General features: G+C 62.7%; 19 protein-coding genes. 9 read left to right on the plus strand and 10 right to left on the minus strand.

Translation table 11 applies throughout. The annotated features are described in order from the left end of the window. Positions 1-3 precede the first annotated feature (3 nt). From QNI87_RS04350 to mazG, 4 genes are all read left to right on the plus strand, one after another. Entirely contained in the window at positions 4-780 is a 777-nt protein-coding gene (locus QNI87_RS04350; RefSeq protein ID WP_300594483.1) for a TatD family hydrolase, read from the plus strand. Between the two features lie 10 nt (positions 781-790). Continuing rightward, entirely contained in the window at positions 791-1,573 is a 783-nt protein-coding gene (locus QNI87_RS04355; RefSeq protein WP_300594486.1) for an MBL fold metallo-hydrolase, read from the plus strand. Continuing rightward, positions 1,570-1,746, plus strand: a complete 177-nt coding sequence (locus QNI87_RS04360; RefSeq protein ID WP_300594489.1) for a hypothetical protein — start codon at positions 1,570-1,572, stop codon at positions 1,744-1,746. The genes QNI87_RS04355 and QNI87_RS04360 overlap by 4 nt, the downstream gene beginning before the upstream one ends. A 158-nt stretch (positions 1,747-1,904) precedes the next feature. Further along, the gene (gene mazG / locus QNI87_RS04365) at positions 1,905-2,705 is read left to right on the plus strand and encodes a nucleoside triphosphate pyrophosphohydrolase (RefSeq protein WP_300594492.1); all 801 of its coding nucleotides are present in this window, start codon (positions 1,905-1,907) and stop codon (positions 2,703-2,705) included. An 8-nt stretch (positions 2,706-2,713) separates the two neighbouring features. Here the strand turns inward: mazG and hflX are convergent, their stop codons facing one another. The 7 genes from hflX to dusB form a co-directional block, all read right to left on the minus strand. Continuing rightward, positions 2,714-4,012 carry a GTPase HflX gene (hflX, locus tag QNI87_RS04370; protein WP_300594495.1) on the minus strand — a complete coding sequence of 433 codons (1,299 nt, stop codon included), beginning with the start codon at positions 4,010-4,012 and terminating at the stop codon, positions 2,714-2,716. A gap of 17 nt (positions 4,013-4,029) precedes the next feature. Further along, complete coding sequence (gene hfq, locus QNI87_RS04375) at positions 4,030-4,599, minus strand: RNA chaperone Hfq (RefSeq protein WP_300594498.1); 570 nt, start codon at positions 4,597-4,599, stop codon at positions 4,030-4,032. Positions 4,600-4,793: 194 nt separating this feature from the next. After that, a complete protein-coding gene (locus tag QNI87_RS04380) occupies positions 4,794-6,182 on the minus strand; it encodes a sigma-54 dependent transcriptional regulator (RefSeq protein ID WP_300594501.1) in 1,389 nt (462 codons plus the stop codon). A gap of 58 nt (positions 6,183-6,240) precedes the next feature. After that, complete coding sequence (locus QNI87_RS04385; RefSeq protein WP_300594504.1) at positions 6,241-8,484, minus strand: ATP-binding protein; 2,244 nt, start codon at positions 8,482-8,484, stop codon at positions 6,241-6,243. 142 nt (positions 8,485-8,626) lie between these two features. Continuing rightward, a complete protein-coding gene (gene ntrC, locus QNI87_RS04390) occupies positions 8,627-10,063 on the minus strand; it encodes a nitrogen regulation protein NR(I) (RefSeq protein WP_300594507.1) in 1,437 nt (478 codons plus the stop codon). Next, entirely contained in the window at positions 10,060-11,226 is a 1,167-nt protein-coding gene (locus QNI87_RS04395; protein WP_300594510.1) for an ATP-binding protein, read from the minus strand. The genes ntrC and QNI87_RS04395 overlap by 4 nt, the downstream gene beginning before the upstream one ends. Positions 11,227-11,241: 15 nt before the next feature. Then, positions 11,242-12,276 (minus strand): tRNA dihydrouridine synthase DusB, encoded by a 1,035-nt coding sequence (gene dusB / locus QNI87_RS04400; RefSeq protein ID WP_300594513.1) that lies wholly within the window; start codon positions 12,274-12,276, stop codon positions 11,242-11,244. Positions 12,277-12,354: 78 nt separating this feature from the next. Here dusB and QNI87_RS04405 point away from each other — a divergent pair, with 78 nt between their 5' ends. From QNI87_RS04405 to QNI87_RS04415, 3 genes are read left to right on the plus strand one after another with little or no spacing between them, the layout of a single operon-like run. Then, positions 12,355-13,515, plus strand: a complete 1,161-nt coding sequence (locus QNI87_RS04405) for a bifunctional 2-C-methyl-D-erythritol 4-phosphate cytidylyltransferase/2-C-methyl-D-erythritol 2,4-cyclodiphosphate synthase (RefSeq protein ID WP_300594516.1) — start codon at positions 12,355-12,357, stop codon at positions 13,513-13,515. A 22-nt stretch (positions 13,516-13,537) separates the two neighbouring features. Further along, complete coding sequence (locus QNI87_RS04410) at positions 13,538-14,128, plus strand: hypothetical protein (protein WP_300594519.1); 591 nt, start codon at positions 13,538-13,540, stop codon at positions 14,126-14,128. Beyond that, entirely contained in the window at positions 14,125-14,649 is a 525-nt protein-coding gene (locus tag QNI87_RS04415; protein ID WP_300594522.1) for a CinA family protein, read from the plus strand. Before QNI87_RS04410 ends, QNI87_RS04415 begins: the two co-directional genes overlap by 4 nt. Here QNI87_RS04415 and QNI87_RS04420 read toward each other — a convergent pair. Next, positions 14,646-15,095 (minus strand): type II toxin-antitoxin system RatA family toxin, encoded by a 450-nt coding sequence (locus tag QNI87_RS04420; RefSeq protein WP_300594525.1) that lies wholly within the window; start codon positions 15,093-15,095, stop codon positions 14,646-14,648. The genes QNI87_RS04415 and QNI87_RS04420 overlap by 4 nt on opposite strands. An 11-nt stretch (positions 15,096-15,106) precedes the next feature. After that, a complete protein-coding gene (gene lipA, locus QNI87_RS04425; RefSeq protein WP_300594527.1) occupies positions 15,107-16,084 on the minus strand; it encodes a lipoyl synthase in 978 nt (325 codons plus the stop codon). Positions 16,085-16,271: 187 nt separating this feature from the next. Between lipA and QNI87_RS04430 the strand changes: the two genes are divergently transcribed. After that, positions 16,272-16,937: a carbonic anhydrase gene (locus tag QNI87_RS04430; protein WP_300594530.1), complete on the plus strand. Its 666-nt coding sequence runs from the start codon at positions 16,272-16,274 to the stop codon at positions 16,935-16,937. 40 nt (positions 16,938-16,977) lie between these two features. Beyond that, complete coding sequence (locus QNI87_RS04435) at positions 16,978-17,703, plus strand: NYN domain-containing protein (protein ID WP_300594533.1); 726 nt, start codon at positions 16,978-16,980, stop codon at positions 17,701-17,703. 96 nt (positions 17,704-17,799) lie between these two features. On the opposite strand, the gene QNI87_RS04440 is transcribed toward QNI87_RS04435, so the two are convergent. Next, positions 17,800-19,176 (minus strand): hypothetical protein, encoded by a 1,377-nt coding sequence (locus QNI87_RS04440; protein WP_300594535.1) that lies wholly within the window; start codon positions 19,174-19,176, stop codon positions 17,800-17,802. Positions 19,177-19,445 lie beyond the last annotated feature (269 nt).

Raw genomic sequence — 19,445 nt, forward strand, 5'->3', positions numbered from 1 at the left:
ACCATGCTGATCGATAGCCACTGCCACCTTGAGTATGAGGGCCTTGTTGAAGACCAGGCCGGTGTTCTGGCGCGCGCGCGCGCGGCTGGGGTGGGGGCCTTTCTCAATATCTCGACCAAGCAGAGCGAGTGGGAGCGGGTCGTTGGCACGGCCACGCGCGAAAGCGATGTGTTTGCAAGCGTGGGCATCCACCCCCATGAGGCCGACCAGCACGCCGACCTTGGGCGCGAGGCGCTGCTTGCCGCTAGCGAGAACAAACGGGTCATCGGCATCGGGGAAACCGGTCTCGACTATTTCTACGAGCATTCCGATCGCGAGACGCAGAAGCGGCTGTTTAGAGTGCACATCGATGTTGCGCGAGAGACCGGGCTGCCGCTCATCATCCACACCCGCGATGCTGAGGCCGACACGTACCAGATCCTTGAAGAGGAGATGGAGAAGGGCGCCTTTCCCGCGCTCATCCACTGCTTTACCGCATCGGATGAATTTGGTGCGAAGGTGCTCGATCTTGGTCTGACGATCTCGATCTCGGGCATCGTGACATTCAAGAACGCAAAAGCGCTCCAGGAAACGGCCGCCAAAGTGCCCGCTGATCGGCTCATGGTCGAAACCGACAGCCCGTTCCTCGCGCCTGTTCCGCATCGCGGGAAGAAGTGCGAGCCGGCCTATGTGGCGGACACGGCGCGGTTTGTCGCGGACCTGCGCGGTGTCGAGCCGGATCGGCTCGCAGAGCAAACCAGCGCGAACTTCATGAGCCTGTTCACCAGGGCGACGCTGTGAGCGTTTCGCTGTGAAGGTGGTCATACTGGGCTCTGGCACCTCGACCGGAGTGCCACGGATAGGAGGCGAGGACGGCACCGGCGATTGGGGCCTTTGCGACCCCGAAGAACCGCGCAACCGCCGCACGCGCGTCTCGATCTTGGTGGAAAGCGACGAGGGCGCTCGACTGCTGGTCGACACCTCCTCTGACTGCCGCGCCCAATTGCTCGCCAATCGCATCAACCGCATCGACGGTGTCTTCTGGACGCATGACCACGCCGATCATTGCCACGGCATCGATGATCTGCGGGTGCTGCGCTACGGACGCGGCGGTCCCATTCCGGGCTACGCGCACACCGAAACTGTCAGAAGGCTCCGGCAAAGATTTGGTTACGTCTTCGCGGGACAGGATGGCTATCCGACGATCGCTACGCTTGAGACACTCGATCGCCTGAAGATGGTGGCCGGGTTCGCAGTGGAATGGTGCCAGATGGAACATGGCCCGGGCGAGACCACCGCCTATCGCTTTGAGGCCGACACAAAATCGATTGCGTACACCACGGATTTCAGCGCAATATCCGATGACATGGTCGATTTGTGCGAGGATGTTGACGTGCTTGTGTGCGACTGCTTGCGCCGAGAGCCGCATCCCAGCCACGCGCATCTGGCCATGGCACTCGAACTTGGCGAACGCAGCGGCGCGAAACGGTTGGTCCTCAGCCATCTCGACAAGAGCATGGATTACCGCACCCTTTGCGACGAGGTGCCCGGGCATGTGACCGTCGGTTACGATGGGCTGGAGATCGCCGCATGAACGATGCAACCGTCATCTCGCTGATCGCCATGGTGGGGTGGCTTATAGTGGTCAGCGCCGGTTTCGCCTCCTATCGCCTGAGCTGGGGCAAGACCGTTCAGCTGGCACTCGTTTGGGTTGCGATCTTTGGTGGATTGTTCCTTCTGGCAAGGCTTCTTGGACTGACGCTATGAGGGGTTTAGTTGATCAAAGGCATCCGAGGGATGGTATGAACGAGCTCCGCAGCCTGCTTTATATTTTAACATAATATATATTATCCATCTGACTCATCGAGCTTAGCGATGGCGCGTCAGACCAGCATCAGACCAGCGAAAGCCGCCAAACCCACCCAATGACCAAACCCGCCCCATCCGACCCTGAGACCACAACGAGGCAGCTCCAGCGTCTGCTCGCCATCATGGCCCGGTTACGCGATCCGGTTAGCGGCTGCGAATGGGACCGCGCGCAGGATTTTGCCAGCATCGCGCCGTACACGATCGAGGAAGCCTACGAAGTCGCCGACGCCATCGAGCGCGAGGACATGGACGATCTGCGCGGCGAACTCGGCGATCTGCTGCTTCAGGTGGTGTTTCATTCGCGCATGGCCGAAGAAGCCGGGCTGTTCGCCTTCGCAGACGTCGCCCAAGCCATTTCGGACAAGATGGAGCGCCGCCACCCGCATATCTTTGGCACCGAAGGTGGACACATGGACACCGCGCGCTGGGAGGATCTCAAGGCAGCCGAGCGCGAAGACAGCGGCTCGACCAGCGCGCTCGATGGTGTCGCGAAGGCTCTGCCCGCGCTGTTGCGCTCGGAGAAACTGCAAAAACGCGCCGCGCGCGCTGGGTTTGAATGGCCCGATATCAAAGGGCCACTCGACAAACTTCAGGAAGAGCTTGAAGAGCTCGAATACGCCAGCGAGGCCGAACGCGAACTCGAAGCGGGCGATGTCCTGTTCGTCATGGTCAACATCATCCGCCGCTATGGCGTGGATCCGGAACAGGCGCTCAAGGCCTCCAACGAAAAATTCGAACGCCGCTTCCGCGAGATGGAAGCGCTCGCCAAGGCCGATGGAAACGATTTCCAGGCGCTTTCTCTCGAAGACCAGGAGGAATACTGGCAACGCGTCAAGCGCGCTGAGAAAAACGCCTGATTACAGCGTTAAAGCGAAGCGTATTGCCCCAATTCCTTAGGGTTCAGGCGCACGGTGAAGGTGCGTTGTGGCCCTTGATCGCCCTCTCCAGCATCCGCCTCTTCCAGCACATCGCCATGCGCGTGCAGCCAGGCAATACGGCGCCCGTCGCTCAGAGGCAGTGTCACCGTCACTTCGCGAGCCTTGGCGGTCAGCATCGCCGCGATCTGTTCAGCAAAGGCTTCAACGCCCTCGCCGCTTGCCGCCGACATAAGCACCGCGTCTTGCCCCGGCGCGGCCTCGGCCAAATCTGCGCGCGTGTCGTGATCGAGCAAATCAGCCTTGTTCCAAATCTCAAGGATTGGAATGTCCGAGGCGCCGGTCTCGCGATCGACGACGCCAAGATCGGCAAGGACTTCCATCACCTGGCGCTTCTGCGCCGCGTGGCTGGGATTGGCCATGTCGCGCACGTGGCAGATTATGTCAGCGCCGGTGACTTCCTCCAGGGTCGCGCGAAACGCGGCAACCAGTTGCGTCGGCAGATCAGAGATGAACCCCACCGTGTCCGACAGGATCGCCTTTTCAACGCCCGGCAGGCTGATCGCGCGCATCGTGGGATCGAGCGTTGCGAAGAGCAGATCCTCGGCCATCACATTGGCGCCTGTCAAGCGGTTGAAAAGCGTCGATTTTCCCGCGTTCGTGTACCCGACAAGCGCGATAACCGGCCACGGTGCCCTTCCCCGCCTTTCGCGATGCAGCGCGCGGGTCTTGCGCACCTGCTCAAGCTCGCGCCGAAGGCGGCTCATGCGCTGGCGGATCATCCGGCGGTCCGCCTCGATCTGGGTTTCACCCGGCCCGCCGAGGAATCCGAAACCACCGCGCTGGCGTTCAAGGTGGGTCCAGCTGCGCACAAGCCGGCTCTGCTGATAGTCGAGATGCGCCAGCTCCACCTGCAAGCGCCCTTCGGCGGTCGCCGCGCGCTCGCCGAAAATCTCGAGGATAAGTCCCGTGCGGTCGATGACCTTGCGCTTGAAATTCTCTTCGAGATTGCGCTGCTGGATCGGCGTCAGCGCGCCATCGACAATGACAAGCTCGGCCTCGTGCTGTTCGCAGGCGATCTTGATGTTCTCGACCTGACCCGAGCCGAACAGCGTGTTGGGCTGCATCTGGCGGATCGGCAGAATTTCACTGTGGGCGATGACAACGCCAATGGCCAGCGCCAGGCCCTTCGCCTCTTCGAGCCGCTCGGTCGCGTCGAGATCGTAGGTCAGCGAACGGATGTCCGGGCACAGCACAAGGGCCCGCGCGCCGCGGGTTACCTCGTCCATCAGATCATCGTCAAAACTCAGTCGTCGTCTTCTTCGTCAAGGCCCGCGTCATCGCCGCCGTCGTGCAGATCGACGGGGCTCGCGGGCTGGATGGTGGAGACCGCGTGTTTATAGGCCAGCTGCACCGCCCCATCGCGCTCCAGCAGCATACAGAACAGATCGAAGGCCGCAATCCGGCCTTGCAGCATCACGCCGTTGACGAGGAACATCGTGACCTGAACGCCCGCCTCGCTCACACGGCTAAGGAAGACGTCCTGCAACTGGTTCTTGCTTTTGGTGGCGCTGCGCCCTTCGAACTGGCTCGCATCCACGCTGGCCCCCGGCATTATGGTCGAGATCGCGTGCTTGTAGACCAGCTGCGACTGACCATCGCGGCGCAACAGGATCGAAAAATTGTCGAACCACGTGACGATGCCCTGCAGCTTTACACCCTTGACCAGAAACATCGTGACCGGCGTCTTGTTGCGACGGAGCAGATTCAGGAACGCGTCTTGCAGATTGCCGGGCGGTGCCCCCTTGCCACCCCCTGAGGGATTGGCAGCTGGTTTCGCAACGGGACGCGGAGTGAGAGTGCCTCCACTTGGCATGGTCTTAGCTCCTGTTCTTGGCGGCCGTCCTTACGGTCCGCATTATGCTCGCTGACCCGGATCGCGCGCCCTGCGGCGGGCACCGGTGCACCAACGCATGAGGCATAATGCCTCTTGCTACGAGTTCGGGCAACGATTGAATTATTGTCAATCTACTCGCGCCGCGCGCCCGCCGCGCTCGCGGCAGCCCAGCCCTATTCCTTGCGCGCGACTTCGCGGCGTTCGGCCATGCCCAGCAGCTTGAGCTTGCGGTGAAGCGCGGAGCGTTCCATCCCGATGAATGTTGCAGTTTTCGAAATATTGCCGGAGAATCGCCGGATCTGAATGGTGAGATATTCGCGCTCGAATGTCTCGCGCGCCTCACGCAGCGGTACGCCCATCATGGCGGACAGCCCCTGACCCGAAGCGGCCATTCGCCCGCCCGTGATCTCGGCCGGAAGCATATCGGTTTCGACGGTCGTAAGCCGCTCTCTGGGGGTCATGATGATCGTGCGCTCCACGACGTTGCGCAATTGCCGAACGTTGCCGGGCCAGTCATACGCCTGGAGCGCCGCCATCGCCTCTTCGGATATGGTCGGTGGGGGAATGCCCTGATCGCTCGAATAGCGGGTGAAGAAATGCTCGGCGAGCGCAGGGATGTCGTCGCGACGATCCGCCAGGCTGGGGATGGCGACGGGCACGACATTAAGGCGGTAGAACAGGTCTTCGCGAAAACGCTTCTCCTCCATCTCGACCGAAAGGTCGCGCGAGGTTGAGGAAACCACACGCACATCGACGCCGATCTGGCGCGTGCCGCCCACACGCACAAAGCTTTGCTCGGTCAGGACACGAAGAATGCGCGCCTGGGTGGACAGCGGCATGTCGGCGACTTCGTCGAGATACAACGTTCCGCCATCGGCCATTTCGAGCAGGCCGGGTCGGACCTGCTTTCCGTCCGATTCCTCCCCGAACAACTCCTGTTCGAAGCGGTCGGGGGTAATGCGCGCCGAATTCACGATAACAAAGGCGCTGTCCGCGCGCGTGCTCCAGGCGTGTAGCAGCCGCGCGGCGACTTCCTTGCCCGCGCCCGCCGGCCCGGAGATGAGCACGCGGCTGCCCGTATTGGCCACGCGTTTGAGGGTCGCGCGCACGGTGTTGATCGCGCTGGAATTGCCCGTGAACTCGCCCGCATCCTCGGCCCCCTCGCGAAGGCGCGTGTTCTCGCGCCGCAAACGCTCGGTCTCGGTCGCGCGTTCGACCAGCAGCAGAAGGCGTTCGGCCTCGAAGGGCTTTTCGATGAAATCCATCGCCCCACGCCCCACGGCGCTCACCGCGGTGTCGATATTCCCGTGGCCTGAGAATATGATCACCGGCAGGTCCGGCTCGCGCACCTTGATTTCATCGAGCAGTTCCAGCCCGTCCATCTCGCTGCCGTGGAGCCACACGTCGAGCAGAACGAGGCTCGGGCGGCGTTCGTCGATGGCGGCGAGCGCGGTGGTGGAATCGGCGGCGGTGCGACAGGCATAGCCTTCATCGCCCAGCACGCCGGAGACGAGATCGCGGATATCGCGTTCATCATCGACAATCAGGATTTCAAGCGCCATTGCGCGGCCTCCTTCGCAGAGTTTGTTCTCGTGTTGGTGAATGACGGTGAGCGGGCCATCACACCGGCTCGCTTTGCGCAATCTGGGGGTCGCGTGCGAAGCGCAGGGTGACGCGGGTGCCGCCGCTTTCGCTTGCGGCAAACGCCATGTCGCCGCCATGCTCGTCGACAATCTTGTTGACGATGGCAAGGCCCAGCCCCGTGCCCTTCTCGCGCGTGGTCACGTAGGGTTCGGTCAGCCTTTCGCGGTCGGCAGGAAGACCCACGCCGTTATCCTCGATCGTGACGGTGAGAAAATCCGCATCGCTCGTCACGCCCACGGCAATTGTCCCCGCATAGGCGCCGCGCGCTTCGGCTGCGCGCGCCTCGATAGCCTCGACCGCGTTCTTGAGCACGTTGGTCATCGCCTGGCCGAGCTGGTGGCGATCGCAGCGCACCTCGCGCGTGTCGACCCCGCTTGCATCGACACTGAACTCGATCCCGTTATGCGCGACCTCCTGAAGAAAGACCGCCTGACGCACCAGATCGACCGCGTCCTCGCTGCGAAAAACCGGCTTGGGCAGGCGCGCGAAGGAGGAAAACTCATCGACCATCTTGCGCAGGTCGCCCACCTGACGCACGATCGTGCTGGTGAGCTCGTCGAACAATTCGGCGTCTTCGCCCTCGTCCACCTGCTTGCGGTATCGGCGCTTCAAACGCTCGGTCGCGAGTTGGATCGGGGTCAGCGGGTTCTTGATCTCGTGCGCGATCCGGCGCGCAACGTCGGACCAGGCGGCCTGGCGTTGGTCCAGCAACTGACGCGTGATGTCCTCAAACGTGATGACATAGCCGCTTGTGCCCGGCGCGACCTTCACCGCAAGGGTCAGCAAATCGGTCCCCTTGGCGTGCGTCACAATGGCCCGGCTTGTCCCCTCGCGCACCATTTGCGCGATCTCCGGCGACAGCGTGTTGAGCGATGCCCCTTCAAGCTCCGCACCGGGCTCGCACGCATCGGCGTTTTCAAGCAGGCCATGCGCCGAAGAGTTCGCCAGCAGAACCCGCCCCCGCTCATCGACCGAAATCACACCGGCGGTAACCGATTCCAGCACCGCCTCCATGAACGCTCGCCGATCATCGATCTGGCGGTTGGCGCTCACCAGGGCCTGAGTCTGCTTTTCGAGCTGCGCGGTCATTCGGTTGAACGCGCGGTTGAGCAGGCCGATCTCGTCCCCGCCTCTGCGGCCATCGACGCGCAGCGAGAAGTTCCCCTGCCCCACCTTGCGCGCGGCCCCGACCAGATCGGTCAGCGGCTCGACCTGCCGGTCGGCAAAGCGCAGCGCAAACCAGATCGCTATCCCCACAAGAAACAGGCTGACCACCACCAGCGCGATGTTGAAGCGCAATTGCAGCGTTCGCGCTTCGGTGGTCAGCGTGTCATAGGCGGTCGAGATAGCCTGCGCGCGCGACCAGGAATTGAACATGGTCTCTTCGGTCGTGCGCGCGTTGTAGAGGTATATGCCCGCCTGCTTGTCGATCGGAGCCAGCGCGGCAATGCGTTCGGGACTTCCTTCCACGACCACGAATTCGCCCGCGTCCAGTTGCGCCAGCGCCGCCTGGCTGAATTCGATAGGGCGGTTCTCTTCCATCAGGTCAAAGACCGCGGCGGTACGCAACGTGCCGTCTTCAAGCCTTTGAAGGATCAGGCTTTCATTGATCTTGCGGGCTTCCGCCTGATAGGCATAAAACTCGGGAAATTCCTCATCGCTGATCGGATAGAGTTCAAGGATGGTGCGCATATCGCCCGCCATCGTGATGGTCTCTTGCTGAACGTCCCGCTGGTTTGCGTCGTAATAGCTCTGGGCCAACTCGTTGGCGTTCTCCATCAGACCGCGCGAAGCGTCCGAAAACCAGAAATCGACCCCGGTCTGGAACAGAAAGGCGGCAAAGCCCGCCACCAGCAGCGTGGGGACCGCAGCGACCATCGAAAAGAAGAACACCAGCCTCACATGCAAGCGCGCCGTGCTTCCGGCCGCGCGCCGCAGCGCCAGGCGACGGCCCATAAGCACAAGCAACGCCATAGCGGGCACAAGGATGGCCATGAGCAGGAGGGAAACCTGCATTGTGGGAAGGGCGGCGCTGGTCTCGGGTTCGCGCGAATACGCCAGATAGGTTGCCGCTATCGCAAGGAGCAACGCCACACCGGCCATGACTTCAAGCCAGACAAAAACATTGGCCCGCCGCGAGACGACCATCAGGCGTCGCCACCAGACGGGGCTTTGCCGCCCTCCGGACGCGGCGGTGCCCTCTTTGGCGATGTGAGGCATGCGCTCTTGCGCGCCGTCGACCGAAGTCAGACCAGTCCGCGATTCCAATGTTGAACCATCTGATCCATTCATCGTGGCTCAGTTACAACCATGGTGTTGCCATTTTGCAAGCAAAACCCTCGCTTTTTGCCCGATTAATGCGTCAGGACGTTCTCGAGAAGCGATCTGGCTCGACCCTTAACTCGACGATCCGCTTGCGCAGAGTGTTGCGATTGATCCCCAAGAGCTTGGCCGCGCGCAGTTGATTGCCGCGCGTTTCGGACAGCGCGTGCTCGATGAGCGGCTTCTCGAAAGCCGCCAGAGCGCTGTGATAGACCGTGCCGTGCGCGGGCTCCTCCTGATCGAGCCAGTGGGCTAGCGCGGCTTCGAAACCGGGCTCGAACTCGAAGGGATCAAGCGAAGCGCCCTTGGCTTCGGCAACGATTACGTCTTCGATCTGGCTCGTCTCGATAACATCGTCGCGCGCCATCACCGCCAGACGATAGATGGCATTGCGCAGCTCCCTTACATTTCCGCGCCAGGGCAGCTCTTCCAGAGTGGCAATAGCATCGGGTGCCAGGGTGCGGCGCGGTAGCCCCTCCTCAGCGGCCAGCGCCAGAAAATGATTGGCGAGCACTTCGATATCCTCGCGGCGCTCGCGCAGGGGCGGGAGCGCGATGGGAACGACGTTGAGGCGATAGAACAGATCCTGGCGAAACGCGCCGCTTGCGATCAGAGGTTCAAGATCGCGATTGGTGGCGGCAATGATGCGCACATCGACTTCGATTTCCTGACGCCCGCCAACCCGGCGAATGCGGCCCGATTGCAGCGCGCGAAGCAGCCGCGTTTGCGCCTCGGCGGGCATGTCTCCGATTTCGTCGAGGAACAGTGTGCCGCCATTGGCTTGCTCGAACTTTCCGATGGCCTGAGCGATCGCGCCCGTGAACGCGCCCTTCTCGTGGCCGAAAAGCTCGCTCTCGATCAGGTTGGCGGGAATGGCCGCCGTGTTGACCGCGACAAAGGGACCGGTGCGCCGGCTACCCAATTGGTGGATCGCCTCGGCCACGAGTTCTTTCCCCGTCCCGCTTTCCCCGGTGACAAGAACCGTCAGGTCGTTTCGCAGCACGCGCGTGATCATCCGATAGACGCTCTGCATGGCCGGGCTGCGACCGACGAGAGGCAGGCTCTCCACTTCCGGTTCGGGAGCCGCCTCTTCGGGCTCCCCGCGCCCGCCCACGGCCCGGCAGACCGCCTGCACAAGCTCATCGAGGTCAAAGGGCTTGGGGAAGTATTCGAAAGCCTCGCTGTCGCTCGCGCGCACCGCGGTATCGAGGGTGTTCTGCGCCGAAAGCACGATGATCGGCATGATCGGCGCCTCGCGCCGGACACTCGCGAGCGTGGCCAACCCGTCGCCATCTTCCAGAATCACATCGGTCAGCATCACGTCAAAGGGTTGCTTGGCCAGCGCCGCATCGCGCGCCGCCAGACTGGCGACGCGGGTTGTCGAAAGGCCTTCGTCGGCCAGAGCCGCTTCAATTACCGTCGCGATCGCGCTGTCGTCTTCGACAAGAAGGACACAGGCCGCATTCCGCTTGCTCACGCTGGCTTCTCCGATGAGCGCTCGGCGACGGGCAGATGCAGGCGGAAATGGGTGAGCCCTTTGCGGGCGTCGCGCTCGTGGCTGATGCTGCCATCCATGTCGCGCATCAATTTGCGCACCAAGGCAAGGCCCAGCCCCTGGCCCGACTGCTTCGTCGACACAAACGGCTCGAACAAGCGGTCGTGCAGGCCGGGATCGACCCCCGCACCGTTGTCCGAGACGCAGATTTCGATCGGCAGTCGAACGGTACGTCCAAGGCGGATCGCGCTGAAGACAAGGCCGCTGACATAGCGGGTGCGGATTGTGATGCGCGGTGTCTCGCCGCCCGGCAGAGCCGCTTTGGACGCCGCATCGCGCGCGTTGGAAATGAGATTGATCAGAACCTGCTCCAAGGCGTCGCGGTGCGCCAGCACGGGTGGGATCGAAGGATCAAACTCCTCGACGAGTTCGACGCCCTCCATTCCGCCCGCGCGCACGGTCGCGACTGCGGACCGGATCGCGACATGCGGATTGCACGCTTCTCTGGGCTGTGCGGACTGGCTGCCCAATTGCTGCATCCGGTCGATAAGCCGGGCAATGCGGTCGACCTCATCCGTGATCATGCGCGCGAGCGGCTTGTCGCCATGCGGCAGTTTGCGCGCAATCAGCTGCGCGGCGCCTTTGATCGCGGCAAGAGGGTTCTTGATTTCATGGGCCAGGATAGACGGCGCCCCCACGGCGGCAGGGCCCTTGTCCTCGCTGGACGCTTTTTCGTGCCCTAGCTGCGAGACCGTCACCACGCGCCACCCCGGATGCGCGGCCACCGCCGACATGGTGAGATTGACAGAGGTCTCGCTGCCCGAAAAGCCGACCCTGACATCGCGCGCCACCAGCGCGCCCTCGCCCGATGCCAGCCAGTTGGCAACGCGTGTGTCGAGCGGGGTAATCACGCGCTCGAACGGCTTGCCGAGCAGTCGCTTGGCGCTCGTCCCAAGCAGCGTTTCGGTGGCGTTGTTGACCTGTGCAATGCGGCCATGCGGATCGATCAGCAGCAGCGCAAAGACGAGGCCCGCAATCTGGCTTTCTGCGCCGGGGATCGGGCCGATTTGCGCCGGTTCGAGCGCCTTGGAGCCGTCCCCCTCCCCGTGCTCAACGGTGTCGCGCGCGGTCGGGTCAGCGGCCATCCTACCCCACCGCCCTCAAGCGGCCGCGGCGCGGCGATTGAGGAATGGAGCGTAAAAGCGCTCGATCTCGCCCAGCACCTCGCGCGGATCGTCGATCGTGTTGGCGTGATGCCGGAATTCGGCCGAACCGTGCATACCCTTGGTGTACCAGCCCAGATGCTTGCGCGCGATCTTGACGCCGACATTGGCGCCATAGTGATCGAGCATGCGCTCATAATGCTCGATCAGCGTGGCGTACTGCTCATCGAAACTGGGCGTGGGGATCCTCTCGCCGGTGCGCAGCCAGTGCATCACCTGCCCCAGCAGCCACGGTTTGCCATAGGCCCCGCGCCCGATCATCAGACCGTCCGCCCCCGATTGCTCGAGCGCGCGCGCAGCGTCCTCGATCGTGCAGATGTCGCCGTTGACGATGACGGGGATAGAGACGGCCTCCTTGACCTTGCGGATAAAGGACCAATCCGCGCTGCCTTTATACATCTGGTTGCGGGTGCGACCGTGCACGGTGATCATCTTGACGCCCAGATCCTCTGCAATGCGGGCAAGCTCGGGTGCGTTGAGGCTCTGGTGGTCCCAGCCCATGCGCATCTTGACCGTCACGGGCACATCGACCGCCTTGACGGTGGCCTCCATCAGCTTTGTGGCGAGCGGCACTTCGCGCATGAGCGCGCTGCCCGCGTACTGGCCCACCACCTTGCGCACCGGACAGCCGAAATTGATGTCGATGATCGCCGCGCCATTGCCTTCCTGAAGCTTGGCAGCTTCCCCCATCGATCCCGGATCGCAACCGACAAGCTGCATCGACACCGGGTTTTCCGTGGGATCCCATTCGGCCTTCTGGATCGACTGGCGCGTCTCTCGGATCGCCGCCTCGCTGGCGATCATCTCGGTAACGTTGAGGCCCGAGCCATAGCGCCGCACGAGCACGCGGAAGGGTTTGTCCGTCACACCGGTCATCGGCGCGAGCAGAACCGGTTCGTCCACGCGCACAGGACCGATCTGGATCGGCTTCAAAGTGGGCCGCGAGGGGCTGGTGTCGGTTAGCGAAGTCATGCGAGAAATTGCCTAAAATTTGTGCAGGCGCATAGTGGATTGCGGAAAATCCGTCCAGTCCCTAAGCGCTCATTCGCCATGACCGGTTCCCCTCCCCTCCCCACCTTCGCTGCGGTTGTTGTTGCGGCGGGCAAGGGGCTGAGAGTGGGGGGCGACACGCCCAAGCAGTTTCGCAACTTTCGCGCAAAGCCGGTCCTACGGCATTCGGTCCAGACCTTGATCGAGGCGGGTTGCGACCCGCTGCTGATCGTCGTGCCCGAAGGCCTTCACGACGAAGCGCGCGACGCTGCGGGTGGCCCTGACGGTCTGATCACGGTCAACGGCGGCGCCACGCGCCAGGGTTCGGTGCGCGCCGGTCTCGACGCGCTGGCCGAGTTCGCGCCCGAGCGTGTGCTTATCCACGACGCCGCCCGCCCCGACCTCCCGCCGGCGGTGATCGAGCGCCTGCTGACGGCGCTGGAGACGCATCCGGGCGCGATCCCGACCCTGCCCGTGGTCGACAGTCTGGCTGTCGCGAGTGAGGAAGACACCATGACCGGCGCAGCCAAACGCGAGACCTTGCGACGCGTGCAGACGCCGCAGGCCTTTCGCTATAAGAATATCGTCGAGGCGCACCGCGCGTGGGAGGGCGAACCCGATGCGGGCGATGACGCGCAAGTCCTGGCGGCGGCTGGCGGCCGCGTCGCCCTTGTTCAAGGCGATGAGCGCCTCAAGAAGATCACATTTGCGGAAGACCTTATGGATCAAGCCACAACAGAGCCGGTCCGAATTGGCCAAGGCTACGATGTCCACCGCCTCGAAGAAGGCGAAGAGCTGTGGCTGTGCGGGATCAAGCTTGACCACACGCACGGCCTTGCCGGCCATTCCGACGCCGATGTGGCGCTGCACGCCATCACAGACGCAGTGCTGGGCGCGATCGGCCAAGGCGATATCGGCACCCATTTCCCGCCGAGCGATCCCGAATGGAAGGGCGCGCGATCGGGCCAATTCCTCCAGCACGCGGTCTTGCTCGCACAGCAGGCGGGCTACACGCTTGGCAATATCGACCTCACGATCATCTGCGAAGCGCCCAAGATTGGCCCCCACCGCCCCGCCATGCGCGCTGAAATCGCCCGCCTGACCGGGCTTGATTCGGGCGCGGTCAGCGTCAAGGCCACGACGACCGAACGGCTCGGCTTCACCGGACGCGGCGAAGGCATTGCCGCACAAGCCATTGTGCTGTTAACCGCTCTTTCCTGACCCTGTTGCTGGAGACCACCTGATGCCTCGAAGCCTTATCGCCCCTGCCTCTGCCCTTGCTCTTGCCGCTCTTGCCAGCGCGCAGGCCGCGCACGCGCAGCAAGCCTGCGTCGTCGCCGAGGACGCCGCCGATGCCGTGGTGTACGCAATGCCGCTCGCCTACGATGCGACGATGCAGACATGCGATGCGCAGATGGGCCCGGACAGCTTCCTGCGCAGCGCAGACGGCCGCAATTTCTTTGAGCAGTTTCGTGTCCAGCAGGACGAGCGGTGGCAAGGCACGTTCCGGTTTCTGAAAGTGTTTATCGAGCAAGAGGCCGATGGCGATGACGGCATGGGGCAAATGATTGCAGCCCTGCCCGAGGAATCGCTGCGCCCGTTTGTCGATGGCCTCGCCGCGCAGATGCTGGCCGAAGAGATCAAGCCCGACACCTGCGAGAAGATCAGCCGCGGCGCCGAGCTTCTGAGCCCCTTGCCCGCGGAAAACGTGGGCGGTCTGGTCGCCTTCATTCTGGAAATGGTGGACCTCGACAACCCGCCAGTGTGCGGTCCCGATGGCACCGTTACGGTCATTCCTGAGGGACCATTGAGCGAAGAAGACGAGGTCGAATGAGCGCAGGGCTCCTCTCGCACGAGATCGATGAGCTCGCCGCGCGCGTGGTCGCTGAAAACCAGGCCGCGGGCCGCATGGTGGCCACCGCGGAAAGCTGCACCGGCGGCCTTGTTGCCGGAGCGATCACGGAAATCGCAGGCTCATCGGCGGTGCTGGACCGCGGGTTCGTCACCTACTCGAACGAGGCAAAGATGGATATGCTCGGGGTCTCGAGCGACATTATCGAGACCTTTGGTGCGGTTTCCATTGCGTGTGTCTGGGCCATGGCGCAGGGCGCCTTGCAGCGCTCCAACGCCGATGTCGCGGTCGCGATCAGCGGAGTGGCCGGGCCCGGTGGCGGCACCGATCTGAAGCCGGTGGGCACGGTTGTCTTTGCACGCGCCTTCCGCAAACAGTCCGGTGAAGAGGAAGGCGAGCTTAAACATTTTGACGGCGGCGATGACCCTGCCCGCGCCCGCGCCGAAATCCGCCGCCAGGCCACGCTCTGCGCGCTGGAATTGCTGTTGCCGGTGCGCGACTAACGCAGCGCGTTTTCGGTGTCGTAGAGCTGTGCGGCGCGCTTTTCGAACGCGTTCACCATCTTGCGAAAGGCGCGGTCGAAATACTGCCCCGCTATGCGCTCAAACACCTTGTTCTTGAACGTGAAGTCGACAAAAAACTCAATCTCGCAGCTTTCGCGCCCATAAGGTTTGAACACCCAGATATTGTCGAGATCGGACAATGGGCCATCGACGTAATGCACCCGGATTTCGTGCGGGCGATCCTTGGTGACCCGGCTGGTGAAGCTTTCGCGGATGGATTTGAAACCGACCACCATGTCCGCGAGCATTTCGGTCTCGCTGTTCGAGCGCACTCGCGTGGCCACCACCCAGGGCAGGAATTTGCGATAGCTGCCCACATCGGCGACCAGATCGAACATCTGTTCAGGGGTGTAAGGCAGGCGACGGACTTCGCGAATAGACGGCATAGAGAGCGCGCTTAGACTTTGAGCCGGTCCTGCTTGCGCGGCCTCATGGCCTCTTTAGCGAGCTTTTCCTCGCGCGCCGCGCGCATCACCGCGAAATCGTCACCCGCGTGATAGCTGGAGCGCGTGAGCGGGCTTGAGGCGACCTGGAGGAAGCCTTTCGCGCGCGCGATCGAGCCGTAAGCATCAAACGCCTTGGGCGTGACGAATTCTTCCACCTTGGCGTGCTTTGGCGTGGGCTGGAGATATTGACCCATCGTGATGAAATCGACTTCGGCGCTGCGCATGTCGTCCATCACCTGATGGACTTCCAGGCGTTCCTCACCCAACCCCAGCATGATGCCCGATTTGGTGAAGATCAGGGGGTTGTGCGCCTTCACTTCTTCGAGGAGGCGCAGCGAAGCGTAATAGCGCGCGCCGGGCCGGATCGTGGGGTACAAACGTGGCACCGTTTCGAGGTTGTGATTGTAAACGTCTGGTCCCGCCTCACAAATAGCCTCGACCGCCGCGCGCATCTTGCCGCGAAAATCGGGGGTCAGAATCTCGATCGTGGTGTTCGGCGTGTTGCGCCGCAGCGCTTCGATCACCTTGACGAACTGCCCCGCCCCGCCATCGGGCAGATCGTCGCGGTCAACGCTGGTGACGACAATGTGCTCAAGACCCATCTTGGCAGCGGCAACGGCGGTGTTTTCCGGCTCCATCGGATCCACGGCGCGCGGCATCCCGGTCTTGACGTTGCAGAACGCGCAGGCGCGGGTGCAGACATCGCCAAGGATCATCACGGTTGCGTGCTTCTTGCTCCAGCACTCGCCGATATTGGGGCACGCCGCCTCTTCGCACACGGTGTTCAGATTGAGCTCGCGCATCAGTTTGCGAGTCTCGTTGTATTCCTTGCTGACCGGAGCGCGCACGCGGATCCAGTCGGGCTTGCGCTGACGCGGCGGGCGCTCGCCGTCCGGGGCCGCGTTCGGGATATTCGCGAGATCGTTCATGGCGTCCCATCTAGGCGCGCGTCGCCCGGCCCGCAAGCGCGCGGGACCGCACACGCGTTGCAGATAGGCGAAGATCGCAAGCGAAGATCCGCCAGCCCTTGGCTTTCGCCATTCAATATGGGACGTTATGCTCATTCGGGGAAAGGTTCTGATCAAGCCATTTCCCGGCGATGGGAGGGGATTGAACGTGCCGGAATTTGCCGAGCTTCTAAAGGGCTATCAGCGCTTTCGCGAGCAAACCTATCCGCGCCAGCGCGCGCGGTTCGAGGAAACCGCGCGAGAAGGCCAGCACCCCAAACTGATGGTCATCGGCTGCTCGGACAGCCGGGTGGACCCGGCGCAGATCTTCGATGTCGATCCGGGCGATATCTTCGTCGTGCGCAACGTCGCCGCGCTGGTGCCCCCGTTCGAGACGACGCCCGGTCATCACGGCGTTTCAGCGGCGGTCGAATACGCGGTGCAGATGCTCGAGGTCCGCCAGATCGTCGTCATGGGGCATGGGCGCTGTGGGGGATGCAAAGCGGCGCTGACTCAGGATTTCGCCGCCGCGCAGCCGGGCGAAGGCGGGTTCGTGTCCAACTGGATCAATCTGCTCGCCGGGGCGCGCGAACCGGTCGCCGCGAAGCACGGGACCGTGGGACGCAAGGCGGAACTGGCGATGGAATTTGCTGCGATCCGTCAGAGTCTTGCGAACCTGAGGACCTTTCCCTGGCTCAAGGCGAAGGAAGAGGCCGGAACGCTCAAACTGCGCGGGGCGCATTTCTCGATCATGGAAGGAGTGCTCTACTCGCTCGACGAGGAGACGGGCGAATTCCTGCCCGAAGACAGCGCGCAAGTCGAAGCCGCGCAATAAGCGCTTGTCCTACCCTGTGCTGAGGCCCATGTAGCGCGCCATGCCAGAAGCCGCACTCAAGAACATCGCCCTGCTCATCGACGCCGACAACACGACACCAGAGGGCATCGACCCGGTGCTGACCGTGATGGCCGAGCTGGGTCAGGTGAACATCCGCCGCGCCTATGGCAATTTTGCCAAGGACAATCTGGCGCGCTGGGACAAGATCACGAACAAGTTCGGTATCCGGCCGCAGCAGCAATTCGATGTCACCCGAGGCAAGAACGCGACCGACATGGCGATGACGATCGACGCGATCGACCTGCTCTACCAAGGCAAGGTCGACGGGTTCGGGATCATGACTTCCGACAGCGACTTCACACCGCTCGTCACCCGCCTGCGCCAGGACGGGATCATCGTGTACGCGTTCGGCGAGAGCAAGACGCCGCTTGCCTTTCAGGCCGTGTGTACGCGCTTCATCGACATCAAGAAACTGATCGCGACCAACGCTCAGGACCGCGAGAACGAGCGCAAGAAGGGTCGCACAATCCAGTCCGATGCGGTGGATGACGATCTGCTCGAACTCATCACCGCGGCCTATTCCGAGGCGAAAAGCGATGGCGGCTTTGCGCGGCTCTCGCAGGTTGGCCAGATTGCCGGGAACCGCTCCAGCTTCGATGTGCGCAATTACGGCTTCAAGAGCCTTAAGGACATGTTCGAGAGCTTTGACAACTTTACGGTTGAACAGCGCGACGACAACCAGGTTTACGTCAAGCGCTTGCGCTAGCCTGCTCCCGCGCGCCAGCAAGCAAGAAAAAGGGCGCCGGAAGCAGTCCCAGCGCCCTTTTCGTATTCAAGCCAGTCGTCGTCTGGAACCAAGCCCCTAGCTTGCGGCGTCCGCCACCGCTTCGGTTGCGGGCGCGGCTGCGTCTGCGCTTGCTGCGCTCGCGCTGTCGGCCCCAAGATATCCGGCGTACCCCGCCCAGACCTTGGCGATTGGCGCGCGGTCACCGGTGACCTTGGCGAGGGTGGCCTGCGCCGCGTCGTAGTCCTCCAGACCAACCTGCGCGATGCCCAGGCGTGTCAGGGTTTCGCCCGTGTCGCCGCCAGCAAGGCCAAGCGCTTTCTGGTAGAACTCCACCGCCTTGGCGAACTCGCCATAGCTCAGAAACGCGCTGCCCGCCGCGCGCACCGTGGCAAAGCTCGCATCCGCCGCGCGTGCGTCGGCTTCGAGCGCGGGCAGTTCCTCGCGGTCGACCGGAATGCGTTCGTTGGCGATGCGCAATTGGTCGGAGATATAGGTATCATCGCGCTCGATCGCGCCGATGGCGTAGCCTTGCTCGATCACGTCCTTCACCTCTTGGGGCAGGCGACGCGCGTCAGCGGTCTCGACGTAGATGATGTATTCCTGCTTATCATCCAGGACGCCAACCATCCGGCTGAGGCGCAAAATGTCGAGCGTGGGCTGCGGCCCGTATTCATTGAGCACGCGCACCACGTTGATCGCGTTCGTCCAGTTGGCATCGGTCGGGAACATCTGCGCGCGCGCAACCGCGTAATCGTAGACCTGCGGCTGAAGGTCCTCGCGATACGAAACCGAGAAGGCGATGTCGAACAGGCGTTCTTCGACCGGTTCGCCCGCCGCTTTCTTGGCCGCGATCGCCTGATCGAGATATTGCAGACCACGGGGGTACTCATCGGTGTTGAAATAGGTCTGCGCCATGGCGACCAGCAGATCGGATTGGGTGCCATCGCCGGAGTAACCCAGATCGATCGCCTTCTGGAGATAGTCGCGCGATTTTTCGTGCTGCTCGAGCACGGATGCGGTCTGGAATGCGATGAAGTTGTACTGACCAACCGATTCAGGGGGCGTTTTGCCGCTGGCCAGCATGGTCTCCATGCCGAGCAGACGCAGTTCGAGATTGTTGTCTTTCACGCCCATGTTGTAAGCGAGAAGACCGCTCTGGAACTTCTCGTCACCGCTCGTGGCCATCGCGAAAATCTCATCGAGCCGCGATCTGAGCGCGGGGATATCGGCGCCTTCCGCCTTCGAGGCTTCATCAAGGGCGGTGAACGCAGCCACAAACTCCTTCGAGTATTGCGGCTTGCCCGCGTCCTTGTCCTTCTTGTCCTTCTTCTTTTTCCTCTGGGCGTGCGCCTCGTCCGGCGCAATGTGGCCAGCCACCATGGCGGTGCCGGTGGCCAGCGCGATGGCGAGCACGAGTTTCGAGGCCTGCTTGCGCAGCGTGAATGATGTCATGACGATAGGTCTCCCTAGGGTGATTTGCCAACAGCGCCTGTTGTTTTGGGGATGCGCCCAGGCGATTAACTAACGCGACGTGCTTTGACGGCATTGCGCGCGTTTTGCAATTCTCTCTAGGCAAACCGGGCTGAACACCCTTTGAATGGAAGCGCCACGCCGTGCGCCTCACAAGCGTCAGCGACGCTCCTCCGCATATGTGGAAAAACGACCTGATGTTCCGGTTTTGATCCCAGGCTTCGGTGGCGCTTGCCGCGCCGCATCCCTAG

It is taken from the genome of Erythrobacter sp. (assembly GCF_030066995.1).
Classification (GTDB): domain Bacteria; phylum Pseudomonadota; class Alphaproteobacteria; order Sphingomonadales; family Sphingomonadaceae; genus Erythrobacter.